This window comes from Candidatus Campbellbacteria bacterium (assembly GCA_016699465.1).
Classification (GTDB): Bacteria; Patescibacteriota; Minisyncoccia; order Phycocordibacterales; family EsbW-18; genus EsbW-18.
Window position 1 is genome coordinate 47,172 of sequence record CP064977.1, and the last position, 24,034, is coordinate 71,205.

The following is a 24,034-nucleotide window of genomic DNA, read 5'->3' on the forward strand; positions in this document are numbered from 1 at the left end:
AGATTATCTTTCGTACCAATTATCCCAAAGATCAACAAGTGCAACTATTGTCGCTACAGCATCGTCAGTATTCCATTGCTCTCCTGACGTGCCAAAAAGTGGTATAAGACCATTTTGACACATGAAATCGTCAATTGGGTTAGTGTATAAATAATTTAAAACAGATCTTGTTGACGCAGATAAATCGTTAGAGAAACAAGAGTTTGGTACATTGTAAATTAAGCTTTGTAAAAAATACGATGGTGCCTTTTCTTTATCTAGAAGACCTTTGTCAACAAGATAATTTCGAGCGTTTTTTATAATTCTTACAACCTGCTTAAATTGATTTTGAGTATTTTGATGTTTTTGTGCACCATTTTTGAAATGATGTTCAGGGTAATTTACAATGGCTCTATTGGTTGTTCGGTGATAAAATTTTACACCTTCCTCTGAACTATGTGTGTCAGATCCGAAAAAATAGTCATACTTACGATAATTAATTACTGGTACCACATCCGCTTTTAAGCGACCCGATGTTGGTAGAATTTTAATAGATTTATTTCCGCTTGTATCAACATTAGCTACAGCATAGTAGCTTTCGAGTGCCGAAATAACATCTCGTCGCAAATCTTGCCAATCGTAAATAGCGCTACTGTATGCTTGATCATGAGCAGTTTTTTGTTCATAAGGAAGTTCATGTGCATTATGACCAAACGTAGTTGTAAGCTCAACGACAACATCAACATCGCTATCCGCCCTAATATTTGTGTCGTTTTTATAAGAACCTTGTAAATAAATTTTTACAGAACCACTACTAATACGATCTTTCAGTGGCGAAAGATCGTGAGTAAGTGCACAACGTATAGATTCGTGAGTTGTTTTAGATGACACAGTAGCACCTTGGTTCGACCATGTTTCTAATTGAGAAAGAGGTATAGACATATTTAGCCCCTAGGTGGGAATGGATCGTTGCCGTAACTATTACGTTCCTGAATCTTTCCATCTTTACCGTGAATAAAATGTTCAACCTTTGCTTTTTCAGCAATATTTTCTGCTCTATTGAGAGCATTCTCTTTTGTGTGATGTGAAGAAAGTGGAGTAGAAGATTTTTCTGCTTTATTTTCCCACATGTGACGATCTGAATTGAAAACTGTATGTATATTTTTTGCCATATGTTTTTTAAGATTAACTTTTAATAATACCCACAACCTTTCCGCTTATCTGGAAGTCATCACCCTCGTGAATAAATATTGGTAGATATTTTTCAGTTGAGTCGGCTTCTAGAATAATCATTCTATTCACCTTGTCTTCTCTGTATCGCTTGATCGTAGCAAGACCGTCTATAACAGCGACAACTATGTCAGTATTTTTATAAATCTTGTATTCACTATCAACCAAAACAAAATCTCCACTTTCAATCGTCTTTCCATCAATTTCTGCTTTGTTCATACTATCGCCGTCAGCGATAAGTGCATACAAATTACTTTTGTTGCGTGGAAGAAGTGAAGAAGAAATTTTCAAATACTGGTCTATATTTTGCTCTGCGAATATTGTGGCAGGACCACAGTTGGCAGACCCAACAACAGGGAGGGAGTAGATCGGACTTGCTGATGCTTTTGCATAACCTCTTTTGACGAGCTTTATAACCCCAGCTTCAAGATTCATTTGGATCAATCCTCCCTCAGCAAGCTTCTGAAGGTGGTACTTGGCAGTCTGGGGTTTTCCCTCTGCACCAACCATTTCAGCTATCTTTCTAAGGCTGTATGACCCAAAATCCTCGTGTGTCGCAATAAGATCTAAAAGTTGCTTTTGTATGATATGCATAGGGGTAGTATAGCATGTTCAAAGTAAAGTGTAAATAAAGATTTGACATTTTACACCCCCTCTTGATAGAATAGAGACATGGAGCAGAAATTAGTATTGCACGAAGCGATTCACGAACCCAAATTGGGTGATATTATCATCGAAATAACCGATGTTCAATTTCACACCAATGCTCGTGTGACCACTTCCCAAGCAAATACTATTGATCGCTCCGTGCAGTCAAATAAGCCTGGTCGAGTATTTTCTCCAATGAGCCAAGGCTCGTTGAAAATAATAGAAAACAATACATTGTTGTTTTCTGGTCCATTTTTTGATTACGAACAACTCAAAATTCTTGTTACAAAATATAATCAACAAGGAAAAAGAGTTTTTATTAAAAAACCAACAGCTAAAATACCATTACTTCCTGGTAAAGATACTGTTGAATTCGTAAACAGTATAAAGGGACAAAGAATTTTAAGGAGATTAGAAAAACAGGAAAAGATTGCTTAAAACAATAATGCGTAGTAACAAGCGAATAGTGTAGCTCCCTAGGACATGCCTATTCCGCGCAAAAAATAGCAGAAGCTTCGAACTTCTTTTATTTTGTGTGTGGAATAGGCTTTTTCTATACCTGTGTCCATACATTTTATTAAAAATTATTAATAAAATGCTATGCAAAAAATACAATGGCGTGCAGAAATTCGAGAGGTTAAAGATCTTGTTCCTTGGAAAGAAAATCCGAGAAAAATAACAAAGGTCGCTCTTGAGAAATTAAAAGACAAAATCATTCAAAGTGGTTTTCATAGTGTGATCGTTGTTGATACCGACAATACTATTTTGTCAGGTAACCAAAGAAAAGTAGCTCTCACTCAATTAGGAATCAAGGAAGTCCCTGTTCTCGTTCCTGATCGTACACTCACTAATGATGAGCGTACCAAGATTGCACTTGAAAGCAATGTGAACGATGGCGAGTGGGATTTTGAAAAGCTTAAGTCGTTTGATTTAGATCTCATAAAATTTGCAGGATTTTCTGACATGGAAATCGCAAAGTTTTGGGATGAAGACAAAGATACAAAAGACGATAAGTTTGACGTCGACAAGGAAATCAAAAAGATAAAGACACCTGTGGTGCAAAAAGGTGATCTCATTATCATGGGTGATCACAAGTTACTCTGTGCCAGTTCAACAGACATACACGCCGTACAAAAACTATTCGGAGAGCATAAGGCGACGGCTATCTATAGCGATCCACCTTTTAATATCGGGCTATCGTATGACAAAGGCGTTGGTAACACCAGAAACTATGGTGGATCTTTCGACGACAACCAGTCTCCAAAAGAGTACGTTGAATTCATTCGACAAGTATTGAAGTCTGCACTTTCTGTATCTGTTGAAGACTTGCATGTCGCATTCTGGGCGGATGAAGCCTGGGTGTGGGTTTTTCAAACGCTCTACATGGAACTGGGTATTAAGAACAGACGCTTGAATGTCTGGGTGAAGAACAATTCATCACCGACCCCTACGGTTGCTTTCAACAAATGTACAGAGTTTTGTGTCTATGGAAGTAAAGGATCTCCATACTTGTCTGACTTGGTAAAAAATCTCAATGAGATACAAAACAAAGATCTAAGCACAGGAAACCAATTGCTTGAAGAAATATCAAACCTCTGGGCAACGAAGCGACTTCCATCGAATCAAATGGAGCACCCAACAAGCAAGAATCCAGAATTACATCATAAGTTCATTATGCGTTGCACTAAGCCTGGCGACATTATTTTTGATGCCTTCTCGGGATCTGCTAGCACCATGATCTGTGCGGAACAATTGGGTCGCAAGGTGTACTCCTTAGAAATCGAGCCAGTATTTTGTGATTTGGCAATTCGCCGTTATGAAAAACTGACTGGTCGGAAAGCAGAGATAATCAAAAACTTCTATGAAGAAAAATAAACTCCAAGATCATTTTTTTGAAGAACTGACAAAAGTACCGATTGTACAAGTTGCTTGTGAAAAAACAGGTGTCTCTCGCAATAGTGTATACCGTTGGCGGAAAGACGATGCTTCATTCTGCAAGAAAATGGATCAAGCACTTAAAGACGGTGTGGCGTTGGTGAACGATATGAGTGAGACACAGCTCCTCACCTTGATTAAGGAAAAGAATTATCCCGCCATCAGTTTCTGGCTCCGTCACCGCAATGACAACTACAAAAATAAACTCGAAATCACGACAAAAGAAGAAAGCGAAGCACTCACACCGTCACAGGCAAAGATCGTCCGCAACGCTCTTAAACTCGCTTCTATTACCAAGAGCAAATCCATTAAAAGAATTAACAAAGAAAAATAATTATGACTAAAATAATTGAAACCAGTTTAGTGAATAAAATGATGAAAGATAAGTTAGTGCGAACCTCTATCACTAAAGATAGCTTCTTGTACTTCTTCCACTTCTATTATGCCCATTATGTAAAGTATGAGACTGCGGACTTCCAGAAAGAGATCATCCACCATTTAGAAAAGTCAGCCATAGAGAATTTGTATGTGGTGGCATTTCGTGGATCAGGAAAATCAACCATGGTGACAACTGCATACCCGATCTGGGCGATCCTTGGAAAACAACAAAAGAAGTTTTGTATGATCTTCTGTCAGACCAGAATACAAGCCAAGCAACACATGATGAACATTAAAAACGAACTTGAGGGAAATGATCTGCTCAAGAAAGACCTCGGACCATTCCAAGAAGAGAGCGATGAATGGGGTTCATATTCTCTTGTGTTCAACAAAAGCGGTGCCAGAATTACAGTTGCTTCAACTGAACAAAGTATCCGTGGGTCACGACACAATGAACACCGCCCCGATCTCATCATCTGTGACGACGTTGAAGACGTACAGTCCACCAAAACACGCGAGGGGCGGGATAAGACATACCAATGGCTCTATGGCGAGGTTATTCCTGCGGGAGATAGAAAGACCCGATTGATCATTGTTGGAAACCTCTTACACGAAGATTCGCTTCTCATGCGTATCAAGGATGATATTGAGAACAAACGCTCAAGAGGTGTCTTTAAACAATACCCACTTTTAGATGAACAAGATGTTTGTTTATGGCCTGGAAAATATCCAGAACTCAAAGATGTTGAAGAACAGAAAATGAGTGTGGCGAGTGAGATATCGTGGCAGAGAGAATACTTGCTCCGTATTATTCCAAGTGACGATCAAGTAATTTATCCAGAGTGGATTCAATTCTATGACGAACTTCCTGGAACAAAACATAAGGGCTATCGTGGTACCTATGCAGGAGTGGATCTTGCAATCTCAACCAAAGATTCAGCGGACTATACTGCTATCGTGTCTGCTCATGTGTATTCTCGTCGGGAGAAAATGAGAATCTATATTCTTCCAAATCCAATAAAACAGAAATTAAATTTTCCTGCACAAGTTGATCTCATGAAGAACTTCAAGAATACACAAATGCCAAGAAGACAAGATACGCTGTTTGTTGAAAGTGTGTCGTATCAAGAAGCCTTACCACAAATGCTTGAACTTAACGGTGTTGAAGCAGAGTCAGTAAAGCCAAAAGGAGACAAAAGAACAAGACTATCTCTCACTTCGACTTCTATCAAATCAGGAATCATTAAGTTTCCGCGGCACGGATGTGAAGATCTGATCCAAGAGCTTGTTGGATTCGGTGTTGAAAAGCATGATGACTTAGCCGATGCTTTTTCGCTCCTTATTAACTCGACATTAGACAAACACGCACATGACGGTACGGTACTTATGGCATGGGTTAGTACAGATCGTAACTATGGCTGTGACGACGATGACATCTTATATTACAGCGATTATGTTGATGTAGAAAAACCTATTCGTTTATCTTAAAAGAGACAATCGCAAGTGGTAGTTCAAAGTCATCCATTGAGATAATGAATGGACCTTCCTTACCTTTCTTGTATAGGTACAAAAATCCATCTCTAATATCTAGAGAGGATATTTTGTCGTACGGAATACTGAAGTGTTTATTAAGACCAATATATCCAAGATTTTCTGTTGTTAGATAAAAAGTACCAGCATCGTCTGTCATCATGACATTCACTTTTTGTGGATTAATTTTGACATTACCAACTCGGTATCTCAACCCCTTGGCAATTTTTATAGATGCAGAAAAACCACTGTAGTTATAACTCTTGGTTATCGATTTGTTTTTGATAATAAATGCCTTACTAACATAGTGCAGTTTTTCACCATTACTTAAATTAACATTCAAATTAGGAACATCAATAGTTGGAAGTTTACCCTCGTCGATTAGATAAAGTGTATGGTATTTATTAAAATCACTCTGATTGTAAGCGAGATTATCAGTTGAAAGATTTAGATCTGAATAAATTTTAACTAGTTCCTTTCGCTCTGCTTCTGTAATTCGTGAGTCATCAGTGATCTTGTCAAAGAAAATTTTGAATCCTGCTAAGTTGTATTTCTCAACATCCTTGTCAGTTAAATTATGCTCCTTTTTAATTTCTTCTAAAATTATTTTCTCTTCATCTGAGAGGTTGCCGTCAATTAATAGCTCTTTAATTTTCTGAGAATATAAATCTAAGCCTTTTCTTTTTGGTGATCTGAATACTTTGGTAAATAAAAGATAGATTACACCGACAATAAGACCTATATAAACGAGGTTTTTAAATAAATCAAAATTAACTATAACAATAGTAAGAACAACGAGAACAATAATTATCTGTTTAAAAAGAGATAATTGTTTAAACTTTTCTAAAAGATTTTTCATAAACTTTGGACGGTTTTGTTATGAAGGATCGTATAGGTAGCAAAAAGCTCCTAGCCAGATCCGATATACCCCGTGAGGTATACCCATACCCGTTTCCAGATATGACCGTCCAAAGTAGACTCTGACTAGGAGTTCTTTACTTTGGACGGATTTTGCGACCATATCCTGTAATTGCTTACAGGGGTTAGGTCTCTGTATTAACTTGTAAATGAATAATAACATTTTTGACCCTATTATTCAATTTAAATTCTATCGCAAACCCCTAGTTTTGCTAAGGCTAGTACGCGAGTACGCTACGTTTTTTTAGTTCTGCATAGACTTAGCAAGACTAGTGTTCTCTGTCATTAATATAGTATGGAAACATATACCACAGCCAGAATTGGTAAGGAGGTTATAGCACCAGTACAAAAAATTAGGTACGTTCTATATGCTCGTAAATCAACCGAATCAGAAGAACGCCAAGTTCTTTCGATTGATTCGCAAGTAAAGGAAATGCTTGAGCTTGCCGAACGTGATGGACTGGAAGTCGTAGAAATACGAAGAGAATCGCATAGTGCAAAAGAATCAGGACAACGACCTGTGTACAAGGAAATTTTAGAAGATGTACGACGAGGACGATTTAATGGAATCCTCACTTGGGCACCCGATCGTCTTTCTCGTAACGCTGGTGACTTGGGAAGTATTGTCGATCTCATGGATCAGCAACTACTAATGGAGATTCGGACATACGGTCAACAGTTTAAAAACTCACCGAACGAAAAGTTCCTTTTAATGATTTTGTGTTCTCAAGCAAAACTTGAAAACGACAACAAGAGTATTAACGTAAAACGAGGATTGCGAACAAGAGTAGAAATGGGATTATGGCCTGGTCCTGCTCCAACAGGCTATATGAAAGAGAAACGAATGGATCGAAAGTGTGAGACACTCCTTGATCTAGAACGAGCACCAATTATTAAAAAGATGTTTGAGAAAGTGGCGTATGAACATTGGAGTGGTAGAAAAATCTATAATTGGCTCAAATTTGATTTAAACCTCAGAACCGCTGTAGGAAAGAAACATCTCAGTTTAGGAAATATTTATAAAGTTTTAGATAACACCTTTTATTACGGAGTTTTTGAGTATCCAAGACGATCAGGTAATTGGTATACAGGAAAGCATGAACCAATAGTGACTAAGGAATTGTTTGATCTAGTACAAGCACAGATAAAAAGTAATGTGTTAAGAGTAGAAAACAAGGAGTTTGCTTTTACTAAAATGATGCTCTGTGGATTATGCGGATCTGGCATATCAGCAGATGAGAAATTCAAGAAAATCAAGAATGGTGGTGTTGCTCGATACGTCTATTACGGCTGTACTAAAGCGCGCGGGGTGGATTGTAAATGTGGGTATACAGAAGAAAGAGAATTGCTCAAGCAGTTCAACGAACTAATCGAAAAGATAAATTTAAATGAAATAGAAGTCAAAGAAAAGATAAAATATGATGTTGAGCGATTTTCTAAACTACAAAAATTCTTACTAGGGACTAAAGAAAAAATTGATATCCCAAATATAGACGTACGAGGATATGCGAAGTATGTCTTAAAAGAAGGAACCGATATTGAAAAGCGAGAACTACTTGGATGTTTGAAGAGTAAGATCTGTTTGGCGAATAAAAAGATTACTTTGAAAGAATAAGTACAAAACTAATAGGACCCATCATTTTGACAAGTATACCCCCTAAGGGGTATACTTTTGCCTATGGAATACTTAGACAAAAAGAGTAAGGAAAAAATTGTTCGCAGGCTCAAACTTATTGAAGGTCAAATCAGAGGCCTTCAAAAAATGGTCGACAATGACACTTATTGCATTGATGTTATTACGCAGACTTCGGCAGTCAAACAAGGTCTTTCCAACATTGAAGACTTGTTGCTTGAAAACCATCTGAATCATTGCGTAGAACATGATATGTCTTCGGGTAAGCTTGTTAAAGCAAAAAGCGAGGTCATGAAAGTCTACAAGCTTAAGAGGAAATAAAGCTACAATCATATATGTTTAAACAACTTTTACAAAACAAAAAATTTAAATACTTACTCATCGCTCTTGTGGCGGTTATTCCTTTTGAAGCCCTGTCTCTTTCGGGAAAACACTTACCGTATCCTATTGAACTGGGAGCATTGGGGCTGATTGTCATTATATTCGGTCGAGATGTCTTCAAGAAAGGAATCATAAGCCTTTTGAGACTCCGTTTTTCAAGCATCAATCTTTTGATGACTATTGCTGTTATCGGCGCAGTTGCAATTGGCGAGCTTGAAGAAGCAGCGATTGTCATAATTCTCTTCTCTCTCGGTAATGTGCTTGAAGATTTTGGGATTTCCCGTAGCAAATCTTCACTTCAAGAGTTGGTAAACAAGACACCGAAGCAAGCAACTCTCAAGGACGGAACGGTTTTGCCACTAACTGAACTCGCAGTAGATATGATCATTGTCGTAAAGCACGGAGATATTATTCCCGTTGACGGTACGATTGTTTCAGGTAATTCGCTTGTAGATGAATCATCAATCACTGGAGAACCGCTTCCAAAAACAAAAGTGGCTGGCGATGCTGTGTTCGCAGGAAGCGTGGCAAGTGATGGATATCTTGAAGTAAGGGTCACAAAGCTTTCAGGTGAAAGCACGTTGCAGAAGATAATAAATCTTACCTATGAAGCAGCCGAACGAAAATCAAACGCTCAAGCCTTCATTGAAAAATTCGCTAAATACTATACGCCACTCATCTTGCTTTCCTCTGTGCTCTTAGTGGTCATTCCTGTCCTCATTTTTGGCGAGCCATTTCAAAAGTGGTTTATTCAAGCTCTAACCCTCCTTATTATTTCTTGCCCGTGTGCTTTAGTCATCTCTACTCCTGTTAGCGTATTCTCAGCAGTAGGCAATGCCTCACGCAGAGGAGTTGTGATTAAAGGTGGTCGCTTCTTGGAGGAAATGGGTAAGATTAAAGCGATAGCATTCGACAAGACTCGCACCATTACCAAAGGTACGCCGATCGTAACTGATGTTATTCCTTTTGGCGAGAATACTGAGCAGGATGTCATCTCATGCCTTTCAGGGCTTGAAACATTTTCTGAACATCCAATCTCAAAAAGTATCATTGCCTATGCGACAGAGAAGAAAATGGATTTGCATACGTTCGATTCTTACAAAGCAACTTCAGGCAAAGGCATAGAAGGAGTTTGTCTTGTGTGTACCGATAGTCATCGCTGTGCAGGTACGCTTGCATATATGAGAGATGAGCATGGAGCAATTGACGACAGTATCACTAAAAAGGCGGAGGGACTTGAGAAACAAGGAAAGACTGTTATTTTTGTTTCCAATGGAGCAGAAATCAAAGGAATTGTCGGAGTGAGTGATGAAATAAAAGAAGACAGCGCGCGAGCAGTTAGCGAACTCAAGAAAATAGGTATCACTTCAATCATGCTTACTGGCGATACGCTTGCTCCGGCACAGGCTGTGGCGAACACCGTTGGTATTGATGAAGTGTATGTGTCACTTCTACCAGAAGAAAAAGTTGCACGAATACAAGAGCTGAAAAAGAAATACGGATCAGTTGCCATGGTTGGAGATGGGGTCAACGATGCTCCAGCATTGGCTACGTCATCTGTTGGTATTGCTATGGCTTCAACTGGATCAGATGTTGCAATTGAGAATGCTGATATTGCGATCATGAACGACAAACTATCCCTTCTGCCAGAGCTTATCTCGATTGCACAAAAATCAAATGGCATTATTCGCTTCAATATTGCGCTTGCCTTGATTACTAAAGTTGGATTCCTTGGACTTGCTGTTTCAGGTAATGCTAACCTTGTTATGGCGATTGTTGCGGATGTTGGAGTAACGATCTTTGTGGTAATCAATTCGTTGCGTCTTTATAACTACGACAGCACAACCGTAGCAGATAACCATTCTGATGGGACGTGCAGTAGTTGTTAGGAAAATATAGTTAGAAAAAAGAACGACAATTGTCGTTCTTTTTTCTGCAACATGTAGGTTTGTGGGTCGCACTTAGTACATAACTAAATGGGTCATCAAAACTAACAGTCATAGACAAAGTAAGGATTAATTAACTAGGTATGCGAACAAAACTTGAAGAAGAGATCAAGCGATTTAACTGACAGCAAAGACTTGCAACCAAAAGAACGCCAAAGTATTCAATCAACGAAGATGCCGTGAATATTAGAGAATATGCCAAGTATGTACTTAGAGGAGGGTACTCCACTGGAGAAGCATGAACTGATTGGACATTTGAGGAGCAGGTTAATACTGAAAGAGAAGAAAATCACCTTGGTAGTGTAATGGAGAAATTAAGTAGTTGACTTCCAAAACCATATACCCTATACTATAGGGTATATGGTCAAACAAACACACAATCATGTTCACAAGCACGGTGAGCCGAATACAAAAGCTCGCAAAGTTATTAATATGGCAATAGGAAGTGTAGCTAAGATTCCTGAGATGGTCGACGATGGACGATACTGCCCTGAAATTATTCAGCAGATCGATAGTGTCGTAGGTCTTTTACATAGCGCACGAAAAGAATTACTAAAGGGTCACTTAGAGTCTTGTCTTGCTGAAAGGTTAAAGACCGACAAGGAAGGTTCAATCAAAGAATTGTTAAAAATCTACAACATGCAGTAGATTTTTAGTGTTTTATTATTAAATTTATATAAAAAATTATGTCTAAAATTTCAACAACATTAGCAATTTCTCTTATGGTAGTAACAAGTGTTTTGGGGTGGGTTGCTGGGTATGCCAGTACTGCTGACTATAAAGTGAATATGTACGACAAAACAACTATGGATTTTGGTCGTCCAGATCGAACACTTGATCTTCGTTATATTGATGCGATGATTGCTCATCATAGAGGAGCAATGCTTTTGGCTACACAAGCAAGTACACAGACACAGCGACAAGAAATGAAGGATCTCTCTGCGATGATTTTGCGGGATGAGCCAAAATCAATTGCTGAGCTATACACATGGAAAAAAGATTGGTATGGAGATACAAAACAAGTAAAAGACCCAATTGTTTCTAACATTGGAACGTATGATGAGAAATTTGATCTTCGCTTTCTTAATGCACTTATCGCACACCATGAAGCAGGATTGCTCATGACAAAAGAAATAAAGACAAAATCAAGTAGAACTGAAATTTTAAATAATGCGGATGCGGTTGATACATTCCTTACAACAACACTTAAGATCTTCAAAGACTGGAGAACACAGTGGTATAACATCTAATATAAAATCCCTATATGACAAATAAAACACTAAAAATTAAAGGGATGCATTGTGCAAGTTGTGCAACTATTATCACCAACAAGGTTTCTAAACTTGGAGGTGTAGATGCTGTTAATGTTAATTTTGCGACTGAAAAAGCAAATGTTTCATTTGATGACACAATTGTTTCTGTACATCAAATGAATAATGAGATTGAAAAATTAGGATACACATTTGTTGATGAAACTAGTTCTCATACTATGGAAGATCACAGTATGCATACAGGTATCAATGAATCAAAAGATGAAAAGTTGAAAGAGCTTCTTACTATGAAGACAAAAACACAGTTTGTGTTACCGATTGCTCTTCTTGTTTTTATCTTAATGATGTGGGATATCGGTGCGAAATTATTTACATCAATTCCAAATCTTCCATTACCGATGTCTATCTTCAACACCATCTCTATGGTGCTTGCGAGTGTTGTATTGTTTTGGATTGGGCAACCCTTTCTACAAGGAGTAGTAAAATTTGCTAAATATCGTGTCGCTAATATGGATACTCTTATTGGTATTGGAACGCTTGTTGCATACCTTTACAGTATCAGTATTACACTCTTCCCTTTGATGAGGGTGGCCTTGAAACTTCCTGAAACCACTTATTTTGATGTGACTATAGTAGTAATTGGTTTCGTGATGTTAGGTAAATATCTCGAAGCACGCTCAAAACTTCGTACTGGTGAAGCAATAGAAAAACTTCTAGGCCTTCAAGCAAAAACCGCCTTACTATGGCGTAATGGTGTTGAGGTGGAAGTACCTGTGCACGAAGTACAAATCGGTGACATCATTATCGTGAAGCCAGGATCAAAAATCCCTGTAGATGGAGTTATTGTCGAAGGATATTCATCTATCGATGAATCAATGATTACAGGTGAGCCAATTCCTGTTGATAAAAAGACTGGAGACTTTGTTGTTGGTGCAACAATTAATAAACAAGGTAATTTCAAATTCAAAGCGACAAAAATTGGATCTGATACTGTACTCGCTCAAATCATAAAAATGGTTGAAGATGCACAAGGATCAAAAGCCCCGATACAAGCAATGGCTGATAAAATTTCTAGCGTGTTTGTGCCAATCGTACTTGGCATAGCGGTACTCACTCTACTCCTTTGGCTTACTGTGGGTACATCAGCGCTCGGTTTCTCAACAGCTCTTTCTTATGGGATTCTTTCGTTTGTAGGAGTTCTTGTTATTGCATGTCCGTGTGCATTAGGACTTGCAACACCTACAGCCATTATTGTTGGTGTTGGAAAAGGTGCAGAACACGGGATCCTTATTCGAAACGCAGAAGCACTAGAGAAGCTCAGTCATGTAGATACTGTTGTTCTCGATAAGACAGGAACAATAACTAAAGGAAAACCTGAAGTAACTGATATTATCTCTCTTGATACAACATGGGCAGAAGCAGATATCCTTCGTGTAAGTGCGAGCGTAGAAAAACTTTCTGAGCACCCTCTCGCAGATGCTGTTGTTATTAAGGCAAACGAACAAAAAATATCTCTTGAAACCGTTACAAATTTCCAAGCACTCGAAGGTGTTGGAGTCGAAGGTATGATTGGCAATAAACACATAGCAATTCATAAACCATCAAAAGATGTCTCTATTACAGGTAATATCAAAGAACTACAAGAGCAAGGTAAAACAGTTGTTATTATAGAAGTTGATAAAAAACAGATTGGACTTATTGCACTTTCAGATACTTTAAAAAAAGAATCAAAAGAAGCGGTTGCAAAACTCCATGCAAGAAATATTAAAGTAATAATGCTCACAGGAGATAACTATTTAGCAGCAAGCTATATAGCGAAACTCGCAGGTATTGACGCAGTTATTGCTGAAGTTATACCTCAAGAAAAGGCAGGAAAAATAAAAGAACTACAAGATGGCGGTGCAATTGTCGCTATGGTTGGAGATGGTATAAATGATGCCCCTGCTCTTGTACAGGCTGATGTCGGTATCGCTATGGGGACAGGGACAGACGTCGCCATTGAATCAGCAGGTATCACACTTTTAGGTGGTGATGTTTCCAAAATTGCACAAGCAATAAAGCTGTCGAAGATGACAATGCGAGGTATCAAACAGAATCTTTTTTGGGCATTTATCTTTAATGTTGTAGGTATTCCTCTTGCTGCAGGACTCTTCTATCCAGTATTTGGTTGGTTATTAAATCCAGCGTTTGCAGGACTTGCTATGGCATTCTCAAGTGTTTCTGTAGTATCGAACTCATTACGAATTAAGGCTAAGAAACTATAATTATATGAAAAATAAAACACCTTATATAATCTTGGCACTAGTAATCGTTGTAGTTATAGCTCTATTTAGTTTTAGTAAAAATACATCATTAATTAAAAATAATGTTACACAAAACGACTCAGGGAAAACAGCAATAGAAAGTTCATTTGTTGATTTAAAAAATGGAGATACATTTGATTTGACTGCTTCGTATATAACAAGAAGTATTAATGGCACAAATCAAAAAATGCTTGCATATAATGAGTCAATCCCTGGGCCAACTATTCGAGTAGCACAAGGATCAGAGGTAACAATAAATTTCAAAAACAACACAGATATTCCACAATTACTTCATTCTCATGGTGTGCGAATGGATAACGCATATGATGGATCGCAAATGGTGCAAAAAGAAATGAAACCCGGTGAATCATTTTCCTATAAATTAAAATTCCCTGATGCTGGTATATATTGGTACCATCCCCATGTTCAAGAAGTATATGGGCAAGGTTTGGGACTTTACGGAGCTTTTATTGTAACACCGACCGATCCCGCATATTTCCCTGCGGTAAACAGAGAGATTCCATTATTTCTTTCAGATATTCCATTTGAAAATGGAAGTATTACTTTAAACAAAAATAAAACAAGTCACACACTCATGGGACATTATGGCAATATTATGCTCGTAAATGGAGATGATAATTACATACTCAAAGCAATCTCTGGTGAGGTTGTAAGAATGTATGTTGTTAACTCAGCAAACGCTCGACCCTATAATTTTGCAATAAATGGTTTAAAACTAAAATTAGTAGGCAGTGATAGTGGTGCTTATGAAAAGGCGTCATTTGTAAACAGTGTAGTTCTCGGTCCATCTGAACGAGCAATTGTAGATGTACTTATACCGAAAGCAGGTACTTACGAAATACAGAATCAGACCCCTAGTAAAACCTACTCACTCGGAACTATTTCAGCTAGTGAGGAGAAAATAAATGTCTCATATGAAAAAGAATTTAATATTCTTCAATCAAATATAGCAACAATAAAAAGCATTGATCCATTTAGAAGTTATTTCAATAATACTCCAGATAAAAATATTACCCTTACTCTTGATATGGCAGGAAATATGATGGGAATGCAAGGTATGGGTCACGGAAATCATATGATGTCCGATGGATCTTCAATGGGCGGGTCAATGATGGGGTCTAGCCCTGACGGTATTGAATGGGACGATTCGAATCAAATGATGAGTGCCGTGACTAATACTGATTCCATCAAATGGAAGATTAAAGAGCAAAATACTGGAAAAGAGAACAAAGATATTAATTGGACATTTAAGAAGGATCAACCTGTTAAAATTAGGATTTTTAATGATCCAAATTCCATGCACCCAATGCAACACCCTATTCATTTTCATGGACAGCGATTTCTTGTAGTTAGCCGTAATGGTATACAACAAACAAATCTTGCATGGAAAGATACTGTTCTTGTTAAATCAGGAGAAACGGTTGATATTATTCTTGATCCTTCGAATGTTGGTACATGGATGGCACATTGTCACATTTCAGAACATCTTGAATCAGGAATGATGCTTCAGTTTACAGTTGAAAAATAATTTATGAAAAAACAGCCTAAAAATAAAATTTCAAATAAAGTGTGGATTACAGGGATACTGATTGTGATACTCGGATTATCTCTATGGAGCTACCATCACGCAAAAAGAACAGTCACAGTATTGGATAATCCTGAATTACTCCCTGGCATACAAACAGGAACTGCCCCGTGGGAAGCTGAAACTGTAAACCTCCGTGCTCGCTTAAATGCAGTTCATTTACCAGCACTTTCTTCAGAAGGGTCTGCTCTACATTTACATCAACATCTTGATATTTTTGTAAATGGTAAATTAATACCTGTGCCATCAAGTATTGGAGTTAATCAGTCGGTCGGTTTTATCTCTGACATTCATACTCATGACAAAACAGGAGTTATTCATGTTGAGTCACCGAGAATTCAAACATTTACATTGGGTCAGTTCTTTGATATTTGGGGAGTACAGTTTACTCAAAAATCAATTGGGGGATATGTGGTTACAGAAGATAACTTATTAAAAGTTTTTGTTAATGGTAAACAATACATAGGTGACCCAAGACAGCTTCCGCTTGAGACACATCAAGAAATTGTCATTACTTACGGAACAGAGAAAGAATCTCCAAGTACTATTCCAAGTTCATATCAATTTACTGCAGGATTATAAATTATAAACATAACCAAAATATTATGAAAAATTACACATTACATGTTTCTGGAACTCATTGTGCGTCATGCAAAATATTAATTGAGGATATTCTTGGTAATCAAGATATGGTCAAAGGTGTTCATGTAAATCTAAAAAAAGAAATTGTTCATATTGATACTGATAGCAATAGTAGCCCAGAAGAGTTAGCCTCACTGCTTACTGAAAAGATTAAATCACACGGCTACACTCTTTCTGTTGATAAGATTATTAAAGAAAAACAGTCTGATGACATTATTTGGAAAGCAATACCAATTGGCTTAGTGTTCTTGGTATTATTCTTTATTCTTCAAAAATCAGGTATTTTAAATCTTGGTATCGGTGGCAAAACTACACCCGCAACAAGTTTTATTATTGGACTCATAGCTTCAGTCTCAAGTTGCCTTGCAATCGTAGGAGGACTTGTTCTGTCACTTTCAGCTAAGGTTATGCAAGATGATGGTAAGTCTGCAAAAAAACCATTTATCCTATTTCACCTAGGTAGAGTGCTTGGATTTGCTTTACTTGGAGGATTGCTTGGTCTTATTGGTAAAGCAATTGGAATAAACTTTATGTTCTCCGCAATACTTGGACTAATTGCTTCAACAGTAATGATTCTCCTCGGTTTAAATCTTGTTGGAGTTTTCAAAAAGAGCAAATTAACACTACCAAGTAATTTATTTGCGTATTTTAGAAAAGTAGAACACGCGACTATTGCGCCGATCCTTATTGGTATAGGTACATTCTTCCTTCCATGTGGATTTACTCAATCAATGCAAGTCGCCGCACTTTCAAGTGGGTCATTTATTTCTGGCATGGGATTAATGCTTGCATTCGCCCTCGGTACACTTCCAATGCTCGCACTATTGTCTTTTAGTTCAGTATCATTTGCTCATTCAAAACACGCTCCATTGTTCTTTAAATCAGCAGGTGTCGTAGTGATCGGCCTTGGAATCTTTGCTTTACTTGCTGGTCTTGCAGGTATCGGTATTATTAGCCCTTTGTTTAATATATAATTATCATATGAATAAAACTGTCTCAATCATTATTATTAGCGCACTTCTTATAGGTATAGGAATCGTTGTTTTGGGTGGATCTTCAAAGGGGGGCTCAGAAACTGCTACAGGAGTCCAAAACAGCGAAATAAGAGATGGTATACAATACATAACCATAGATGCTAAAGCAGGATACTCTCCAAAGGTTTCTACCGCAAAAGCAGGTATCCCTACAAAACTAATAGTGAAAACTAATGGTACTTACGACTGCTCTGCTTCTTTGGTTATTAAATCATTAAACTATCAAAAAATTCTTTCTCAGACAGGAGAAGAAACTATAGATATTGGTACACCTGTAGCAGGAACTCCATTGAGAGGGGTTTGTGGTATGGGGATGTATAATTTCCTCATTAACTTCAGTTAAACGCAACAACAAAAAGAGCAACAAATTATGTTGCTCTTTTTGTTGTTATCTTGCGCGCAAAGTTCTAGCGTCTCAAATGGGTTGATTTTAAACCTATTAAAAATACTTAAAAACTAAGCATCTCGTGCTATCACGATTTGGCGGAGACGGGAGGATTCGAACCTCCGATCCGGTTTCCCAGATGCCGGTTTTCGAAACCGGTGCCTTCAACCACTCAGCCACGTCTCCATTTCATTCCAACAAGGCTGAGTGCTTGTCCACCTCACTTCGCTCGGATGAAAACCTCCACAGGAGCTTTTCATCCACTCAGCCACGTCTCCATTTCATTCCGACAAGGCTGAGTGCTTGTCCACCTCACTTCGCTCGGATGAAAACCTCCACAGGAGCTTTTCAACCACTCAGCCACGTCTCCATCTCGGTCTTCTATGGAAGTAGGTGTATTTTGCCATTTTTTCAAAAAAATGCTATATTTCTGCTCGTCGGCCTTATCGTCTAGCCTGGTTAGGACGTCACCCTTTCACGGTGAAAACTCGGGTTCGAATCCCGATAAGGTCACAACACAAAACAAAAATGCCCCAACCGGGCGTTTTTGTTTTATGTCTGAGTGACCGAAATAGCAGACAAACTGTTTTGTCTGCGTCGGGATTCGAATGACGGAGCATGTTTGTGAAAGCTTTCAAAAACAGCGAGTCAGGGCCTAACCCGAGGCGAGCGACGGCGAGCCGAGAGGTGAATCCCGATAAGGTCACATAATATGAGTGAGGTTTTAAAAACACGCACTAGAGGGCATGTTTTTGCTTTAGCGTGGTCCATGTATACTATGTTTATATGGGTTTTGAACAAAAAAAAGATCTTAGTTCACAGGAAGATGGTCCAAACACAGAGGGGTTTGAAGGAGTCGTTTTTGAGCACCTTATAGAGGGTTCAAAAATTATTGGCTCAGGAAAAGATGGAGTTGTGTTTCGTCTTTTTCCGGAAGAAATGGATCCTCCTGAAGTTGAAACACTTGTACATTCGGGAATGTTATCTGAAAACGATATAGATTCCCATGCTGTGAAAATATTAAAAATATACCAGCGTGGTAAGGCTCGAGAGGAATATGATTTACATGCTCGCGCGTTTGCCGTTCTTCAAGAGGCGGGAGGATATGATGCGGGGCTATGTTGTGTACCTACTATTTCGTCCACTACACATCAAAACCTCACAGAACGCGCTCAACAACTTTTAAATAGTTATGATGCAAAGTTGGGGCGGGAAGCGGAACTTTTGTTAATGGAATATGTTGATGGTAAAGACCTTGGAACGGTTATGTATGAGCACGTACTCAAGCATGATGGATTGGATGAGGTCGATTACGGAGATATGACATTTGATGAAAAAGAGGCAGAGGTGGGGCGCATTCTTGGGTTTGAGCGCCCGAATCTTGAGGGAAAGACTCCGGAAGAAGAACAATCTGCTCGTTCAATTACGTTTGCTCGGAATGAACAAAAACTTATAAAACATCTTCGACAATCTGGTTTTGTGTTATCTCCAGAAGTCCTTACTCGTATTGAAAATACATTGGCTGTGTTACATAAAAAAGGTTTTTACCACAATGATTTACATAAGCGAAACGTTATGATTGGAACAGATGGGAGAGTATTTCTTATTGACTTTGGTCGTTCAGGGGGTCATCCCGAAGAGGGTGGTTTAGATGATACCGCTGGTATTCGTATGTGGAAGCCACTTACCATGAACGAACACGCTGAAGTGGAACAGAAACGCCTACAAGACAAAAGACAGTGGAATGGTGTATATGGTCAAATGGTGAAAAGTCAGAAGTACGTAGAGGAAATGAAAAAATTACAAAATGATGTTGCACAACACGGAGTATCGGAACTCGAAAAAAGAGTAGCTCTTACGATGGGTGGTGGAAATAAGTTTGAATACTTTCTTGTTATGTTAAAAGCGCTTTTTGGGAATACAACTACAGAGGAGTATGTGCAATATTTCATTACCTCACTGATGTCATCTGAAACAATACTACATACTCCAGAAAGAAAATTGGTACAACGTTTTTTTGAGAGTGGTTTTTGGAACGAAACTACAACATAGTGCTAATCGAGTGTGTATTAAAACGCTCCACAGGTGCTTGTTGCGGTGGAGCCGTCTTTTTCAAGCCATGTAAATGACTCATCAGTGGTATATGACATGTTTGGTGGAGTTATGGTGAGTGTGACGAGGGCTCCACACCGAACAGTGCTTTTCCAATATTGATCAAAAATAAAATTACCGAGCGAATAGTAAATTGTTTTACCTTTATATAGTTCCTTATTTTGAATAACATGTGGGTGTGAACCAATAACCGTGTCAGCTCCGGCATCAATAAAGCGATGGGCGAGTTGCTGTTGGAATGCGTTAGCTGTTGTTTCATATTCGGACCCCCAATGAGTGTACACAACAACAAAATCAACAGTACGTGATAGGTTTTCTATACTTTGAACCAACTCCTCTTCGTTAAAAGGGAAGAACTCATTAAAAGCAACAAATCCCACAGATATTCCGTTGATATCCTGTGTGAGTATGCTATTGGTGTATGGTTCTCCAAAATATTTTAAATCTGCTTCCTGTAGATATTTTTTTGTTTGCTCCAAACCGTCGGTACCAAAATTAAGAATGTGATTATTCCCAAGAGAAACCGCATCAACACCAGCGTTGCTGAGTGTTTGAACAGCACTGGGTGAGAACGTGAAGACGAAATTATTTGGTTCTGCCGGCAATGTACCACTACTGTACGAAGGATATGCAGTCACAGGACCCTCAAGGTTTGCTACAACAAAATCACTCTGGTCTAAAAGGGGTGAGATATTTTTGAGTATGTTTTGGTATCCGCTGTCCGCATTCATTTCTCTAATGTAGCGGTCCAACATGATATCTCCAGCAAAGGTGAGTGTGATTGGCTCCTTATTTCTAAATAGAGAGGCAACTCCAGAGGCAATGGCGGTGGTGACAGTGCTGTGCGACGCAAAAGAAACCGCTACCACGGCCAAACCAACAAATGCGCCAATTGCAATAAACACTTTTAAAGCTTTCATATCCGCATTGTACCGTTTTTCCAAGCGTTGAAAAGGGGTTTTACTTGACGTACAATGCCTGTATTCGCGCCCTTAGCTCAGGGGTAGAGCGTTACATTGACATTGTAAAGGCCGTAGGTCCGATTCCTACAGGGCGCACCACGTTTCGTTTACTCTTTTGTAGGGCTAGTGTAGTATTGCTACAGATATACCCTAAGGAGGTAGTAATGAATACAGTGGCACTTACTGTAGAAGAGCTTCAGAGACGAGGGGAAGAATTGTACAATAGTCGTCCCCAGTTTCCATTCTGGCTTCTGTGCAAGCTAATTTATCATACTATTCGTGGTCGAAACTCAAGGTTTGTTCTTCTGTGTCCTCCGTATACCATCAACCCCCAGTAATGCTGGGGGTTGTTCTTTTATGCACTTATTTTCCCGTCTTCAGATAGAGATATAAATCTTCTATTGCGCGAACCGCATCGCCCGCAGCGATGTTGTTTTGGTGGTATTTGATGTTTGAACAATCTCCTGCGGCCCAGATACCAAGTGCCGATGTTCGTTGTGTCCAAGGATCAATTTTTATACGTTTGTAGTCGTCCACATCAACAAGAGAACCAACAAAGGAGGTGCTTGGCATGAGGCCTATTTCAACAAAAATACCTGTGACAGGAAGCTCATGCTTTTCGTGTGTTGTTGTGTCCTCGTATACTATTCCTGTAACGAATTTCTCTCCCTTCACCTCAACAACTTCAGTGTTCAGAATTCCTATGACGTTTGGATGTGCGAGTACTTTTGCAACAGTTACTTCGTCCGCTTTGTAGCGGTCTCCGTGTTGTAAGATGGTGACACTTTTACAGTAGGTGAGCAGTTGTGCGGCACTTTCAAATCCTGCATTTCCTCCGCCAACTACGGCGACATCTTGTCCAGAAAAGAGTGGGCCATCACATGATGCGCAGTAGGTGAGTCCTTTGTTTTCAAATGTGTCAGCACCAGGCACAGTAAGTTTGCGTCGTGTGGAACCGCTTGTAATCAACACGGAGCGTCCTGTGAATGTCTCTTTGTCTGTGATGACGGTAAATACACCTTCTTTGTGTTCAACACTTTGTACCCACACACCTTCGCGTACGGTTACAAAGTCAGAGTGTTGCGCGACATGATTCTTAAAAGATGCTGCAAGATCAGCTCCTGAAATGGAAGGTGTACCTATCCAGTTTTGGATATCTTCTGAGACAATACTTTGTCCACCGAATTCTTTACAGAGTAGAAGTGTTTTAAGTTGTTTGCGGGCTGCATAGACAGCGGCAGCTGCTCCGCCAGGTCCTGCTCCGATGATGATTACGTCGTACGCCATAGTTTATTAGGTTATAGGTTGCTAGCTTATAGCTTCACTGGGAAGCGGGTTTGTTTAACCGCCGTATTATAACATTGAGCATGCACATTGCCTCATTCAACAACGAATTCACCTCAGTATATTTTTCATTTGGTATAGTTGTGACCTTTTGAGCAATAGAGAGTTGGGTTTCAAGTTCTGCTCCAGACGCATACGCTATTCGTAAAAACTGAAGAAAATCTTTTCGTGTTCCGCGATAACGACCCTCGGCAATGTTTGAGGCAATAGAAACAGCCGAACGCCGTATTTGAGACGTTAGACTGTATAGTTCGTTTCGTGGAAAAGTATTGGTCAGTGCGTATGTTGCAACGGCAAGTGAGATTGCTTTTTGCCACACGACTAAATCCTTATACGAATGGAGTGGTTCCATGTATATAAGATACTCCGTCTGTGTTCAAATAAATCTAAATTACAGGCTAACAAGCTACTGAAGCTAGTAAGCTAACAAAGCTATAAGCTAGTTTCTATTTTTTGCGTCGCAAGAATGCGGGAATAGCACCCCAATCATCTTCTTCGTCTATTTCTGCTTTTGGTTTGAGGTCGTTTTTTTCAATAACTGCTTTTGGTTCCTCAACAAAAACTTCCTCCTTGAGTTCTTCAATCTCGTTTTTCTTTTCTTTACTCTTCAATTCTACAGGGGTTGTTTTTGTGAATGAGTTAAAAATACTACCCGATTCCTCCTTTTCTTTTCGTACAGCTCCTGTGAACAGAGATGGCGATACGCCGTTACCTTCAGGGAAACCAGATGCAATGACAGTGACTTTGATCTCGTTTTTCTTGAGACGCTCATCTTTAACGGCACCAAAGATAATTTTTGCTTCCTTATCAACATTTTCGGTAATAACCTTTGCTGCATCATGTACTTCCATCATAGTGAGGTCATCACTACCGGCAATCGTAAAGAGCACGCCCTTTGCCCCAGTAACTGATACATCGAGAAGAGGAGAATTGATAGCTTGTTGAGCGGCTTCAACTGCACGACGTTCACCTGTGCCGAGCCCAATTCCCATGAGGGCTGAACCAGTGTTTTGTAAGACGGCGCGAATATCGGCGAAGTCCAAGTTCACAATACCTGGCATCGTGATAAGGTCGGCAATACCTTCAACCGCCTGACGCAACACCTCGTCACACATAGAGAATGCATTTTTGAGTGTCGTGTCTTTTTGAATAACATTAAAGAGACGATCGTTTGGAATCACGATAATTGAGTCAACTTCTTTCTTGAGCTCTTCAATTGCTTGCTGAGCGATACGTTGACGTTGCAATCCTTCAAAACTGAATGGTTTGGTCACAACACCAATAACAAGCGCTCCGAGTTCGCGGGCTACTTGTGCAACAACAGGAGATGCTCCTGAACCAGTTCCACCTCCAAGTCCTCCGGCAACAAACACCATGTCTGCGCCTTTGAGTGCCTCTTGTATTTCTTCTTTTGTTTCTTCTGCGGCACGTCGTCCAACACTTGGATCCATTCCTGCACCGAGTCCTTTTGTGAGATTTTTTCCAATGTGGATTTTTTTCTTTGCGTTGCTGTGGTGAAGGTCTTGCGCGTCTGTGTTGATAGAGATGAATTCAACACCACGAACTTTTTCGTTAATCATGTGGTTAACAGCATTGAGACCCGATCCGCCGACACCGACGACTTTGATTCGAGCGAATGCTTCCACGACTGGTTCAATTTTGGTAGCCATAAATATTAAGAAAGAAACTGGCCTGAGATTGTCTCTGCGGGCCTATTACTACCCCTGTAATATAGCCATCGTATCAGATAGAATCGTCCTTGGCTATATGCACTTCGAGGTGAAAAATAGTTGACGA

23 protein-coding genes and 3 tRNA genes are annotated in these 24,034 nt (G+C 39.1%); 17 read left to right on the top strand and 9 right to left on the bottom strand.

Annotation, left to right across the window (positions count from 1 at the left end):
- Window positions 1-3: 3 nt before the first annotated feature.
- The 3 genes from IPJ70_00255 to IPJ70_00265 are packed head-to-tail and all read right to left on the bottom strand — an operon-like array spanning window position 4 to window position 1,803.
- A complete protein-coding gene (locus IPJ70_00255) occupies window positions 4-921 on the bottom strand; it encodes a nucleotidyltransferase (protein QQR82539.1) in 918 nt (305 codons plus the stop codon).
- A gap of 2 nt (window positions 922-923) precedes the next feature.
- On the bottom strand, window positions 924-1,151 hold the full coding sequence (locus IPJ70_00260; GenBank protein ID QQR82540.1) for a DUF2188 domain-containing protein: 228 nt from the start codon (window positions 1,149-1,151) through the stop codon (window positions 924-926).
- 13 nt (window positions 1,152-1,164) lie between these two features.
- Complete coding sequence (locus IPJ70_00265; protein ID QQR82541.1) at window positions 1,165-1,803, bottom strand: hypothetical protein; 639 nt, start codon at window positions 1,801-1,803, stop codon at window positions 1,165-1,167.
- A 78-nt stretch (window positions 1,804-1,881) separates the two neighbouring features.
- On the opposite strand from IPJ70_00265, the gene IPJ70_00270 reads away from it, so the two are divergent.
- The 4 genes from IPJ70_00270 to terL all read left to right on the top strand — a co-directional run bounded on the left by IPJ70_00270 (window position 1,882) and on the right by terL (window position 5,658).
- Window positions 1,882-2,295, top strand: coding sequence for a hypothetical protein (locus IPJ70_00270; protein QQR82542.1), 414 nt, complete (start codon window positions 1,882-1,884; stop codon window positions 2,293-2,295).
- Window positions 2,296-2,457: 162 nt separating this feature from the next.
- The gene (locus IPJ70_00275; GenBank protein ID QQR82543.1) at window positions 2,458-3,732 is read left to right on the top strand and encodes a DNA modification methylase; all 1,275 of its coding nucleotides are present in this window, start codon (window positions 2,458-2,460) and stop codon (window positions 3,730-3,732) included.
- Window positions 3,719-4,126, top strand: a complete 408-nt coding sequence (locus IPJ70_00280; GenBank protein ID QQR82544.1) for a hypothetical protein — start codon at window positions 3,719-3,721, stop codon at window positions 4,124-4,126. The genes IPJ70_00275 and IPJ70_00280 overlap by 14 nt, the downstream gene beginning before the upstream one ends.
- 2 nt (window positions 4,127-4,128) lie before the next feature.
- Window positions 4,129-5,658, top strand: coding sequence for a phage terminase large subunit (terL, locus tag IPJ70_00285; GenBank protein QQR82545.1), 1,530 nt, complete (start codon window positions 4,129-4,131; stop codon window positions 5,656-5,658).
- On the opposite strand, the gene IPJ70_00290 is transcribed toward terL, so the two are convergent.
- The gene (locus IPJ70_00290) at window positions 5,642-6,559 is read right to left on the bottom strand and encodes a hypothetical protein (GenBank protein QQR82546.1); all 918 of its coding nucleotides are present in this window, start codon (window positions 6,557-6,559) and stop codon (window positions 5,642-5,644) included. The genes terL and IPJ70_00290 overlap by 17 nt on opposite strands.
- Before the next feature lie 354 nt (window positions 6,560-6,913).
- Between IPJ70_00290 and IPJ70_00295 the strand changes: the two genes are divergently transcribed.
- The 10 genes from IPJ70_00295 to IPJ70_00340 all read left to right on the top strand — a co-directional run bounded on the left by IPJ70_00295 (window position 6,914) and on the right by IPJ70_00340 (window position 17,777).
- A complete protein-coding gene (locus IPJ70_00295) occupies window positions 6,914-8,233 on the top strand; it encodes a recombinase family protein (protein QQR82547.1) in 1,320 nt (439 codons plus the stop codon).
- 63 nt (window positions 8,234-8,296) lie between these two features.
- Window positions 8,297-8,572 (top strand): metal-sensitive transcriptional regulator, encoded by a 276-nt coding sequence (locus IPJ70_00300; GenBank protein QQR82548.1) that lies wholly within the window; start codon window positions 8,297-8,299, stop codon window positions 8,570-8,572.
- Window positions 8,573-8,586: 14 nt separating this feature from the next.
- Window positions 8,587-10,521, top strand: coding sequence for a cation-translocating P-type ATPase (locus IPJ70_00305; protein ID QQR82549.1), 1,935 nt, complete (start codon window positions 8,587-8,589; stop codon window positions 10,519-10,521).
- Window positions 10,522-10,938: 417 nt separating this feature from the next.
- Window positions 10,939-11,226 carry a metal-sensing transcriptional repressor gene (locus tag IPJ70_00310; protein QQR82550.1) on the top strand — a complete coding sequence of 96 codons (288 nt, stop codon included), beginning with the start codon at window positions 10,939-10,941 and terminating at the stop codon, window positions 11,224-11,226.
- Window positions 11,227-11,264: 38 nt separating this feature from the next.
- Complete coding sequence (locus tag IPJ70_00315) at window positions 11,265-11,828, top strand: DUF305 domain-containing protein (protein QQR82551.1); 564 nt, start codon at window positions 11,265-11,267, stop codon at window positions 11,826-11,828.
- Window positions 11,829-11,842: 14 nt separating this feature from the next.
- Complete coding sequence (cadA, locus tag IPJ70_00320; GenBank protein QQR82552.1) at window positions 11,843-14,113, top strand: cadmium-translocating P-type ATPase; 2,271 nt, start codon at window positions 11,843-11,845, stop codon at window positions 14,111-14,113.
- A gap of 4 nt (window positions 14,114-14,117) precedes the next feature.
- A complete protein-coding gene (locus tag IPJ70_00325; GenBank protein QQR82553.1) occupies window positions 14,118-15,701 on the top strand; it encodes a multicopper oxidase family protein in 1,584 nt (527 codons plus the stop codon).
- A gap of 63 nt (window positions 15,702-15,764) precedes the next feature.
- Window positions 15,765-16,340, top strand: a complete 576-nt coding sequence (locus IPJ70_00330) for a hypothetical protein (protein ID QQR82554.1) — start codon at window positions 15,765-15,767, stop codon at window positions 16,338-16,340.
- Between the two features lie 23 nt (window positions 16,341-16,363).
- The gene (locus IPJ70_00335; GenBank protein ID QQR82555.1) at window positions 16,364-17,374 is read left to right on the top strand and encodes a sulfite exporter TauE/SafE family protein; all 1,011 of its coding nucleotides are present in this window, start codon (window positions 16,364-16,366) and stop codon (window positions 17,372-17,374) included.
- A gap of 7 nt (window positions 17,375-17,381) precedes the next feature.
- Window positions 17,382-17,777, top strand: a complete 396-nt coding sequence (locus IPJ70_00340) for a cupredoxin domain-containing protein (GenBank protein QQR82556.1) — start codon at window positions 17,382-17,384, stop codon at window positions 17,775-17,777.
- A gap of 138 nt (window positions 17,778-17,915) precedes the next feature.
- Here the strand turns inward: IPJ70_00340 and IPJ70_00345 are convergent.
- Window positions 17,916-18,005 (bottom strand) — tRNA-Ser (locus tag IPJ70_00345).
- A 253-nt stretch (window positions 18,006-18,258) separates the two neighbouring features.
- Between IPJ70_00345 and IPJ70_00350 the strand changes: the two genes are divergently transcribed.
- Both IPJ70_00350 and IPJ70_00355 read left to right on the top strand, forming a co-directional pair.
- Window positions 18,259-18,332 (top strand) — tRNA-Glu (locus IPJ70_00350).
- Window positions 18,333-18,605: 273 nt separating this feature from the next.
- Window positions 18,606-19,871, top strand: a complete 1,266-nt coding sequence (locus tag IPJ70_00355; GenBank protein ID QQR82557.1) for an aminoglycoside phosphotransferase family protein — start codon at window positions 18,606-18,608, stop codon at window positions 19,869-19,871.
- Window positions 19,872-19,888: 17 nt separating this feature from the next.
- On the opposite strand, the gene IPJ70_00360 is transcribed toward IPJ70_00355, so the two are convergent.
- Window positions 19,889-20,851 (bottom strand): CapA family protein, encoded by a 963-nt coding sequence (locus IPJ70_00360; protein QQR82558.1) that lies wholly within the window; start codon window positions 20,849-20,851, stop codon window positions 19,889-19,891.
- A 66-nt stretch (window positions 20,852-20,917) separates the two neighbouring features.
- On the opposite strand from IPJ70_00360, the gene IPJ70_00365 reads away from it, so the two are divergent.
- Window positions 20,918-20,992, top strand: a tRNA-Val gene (locus tag IPJ70_00365).
- Window positions 20,993-21,256: 264 nt separating this feature from the next.
- Here IPJ70_00365 and IPJ70_00370 read toward each other — a convergent pair.
- From IPJ70_00370 to ftsZ, 3 genes are all read right to left on the bottom strand, one after another.
- Window positions 21,257-22,180 (bottom strand): FAD-dependent oxidoreductase, encoded by a 924-nt coding sequence (locus IPJ70_00370; GenBank protein ID QQR82559.1) that lies wholly within the window; start codon window positions 22,178-22,180, stop codon window positions 21,257-21,259.
- Between the two features lie 34 nt (window positions 22,181-22,214).
- Complete coding sequence (locus tag IPJ70_00375; protein QQR82560.1) at window positions 22,215-22,589, bottom strand: four helix bundle protein; 375 nt, start codon at window positions 22,587-22,589, stop codon at window positions 22,215-22,217.
- A gap of 94 nt (window positions 22,590-22,683) precedes the next feature.
- Entirely contained in the window at window positions 22,684-23,907 is a 1,224-nt protein-coding gene (gene ftsZ / locus IPJ70_00380) for a cell division protein FtsZ (protein QQR82561.1), read from the bottom strand.
- Window positions 23,908-24,034: the final 127 nt, after the last annotated feature.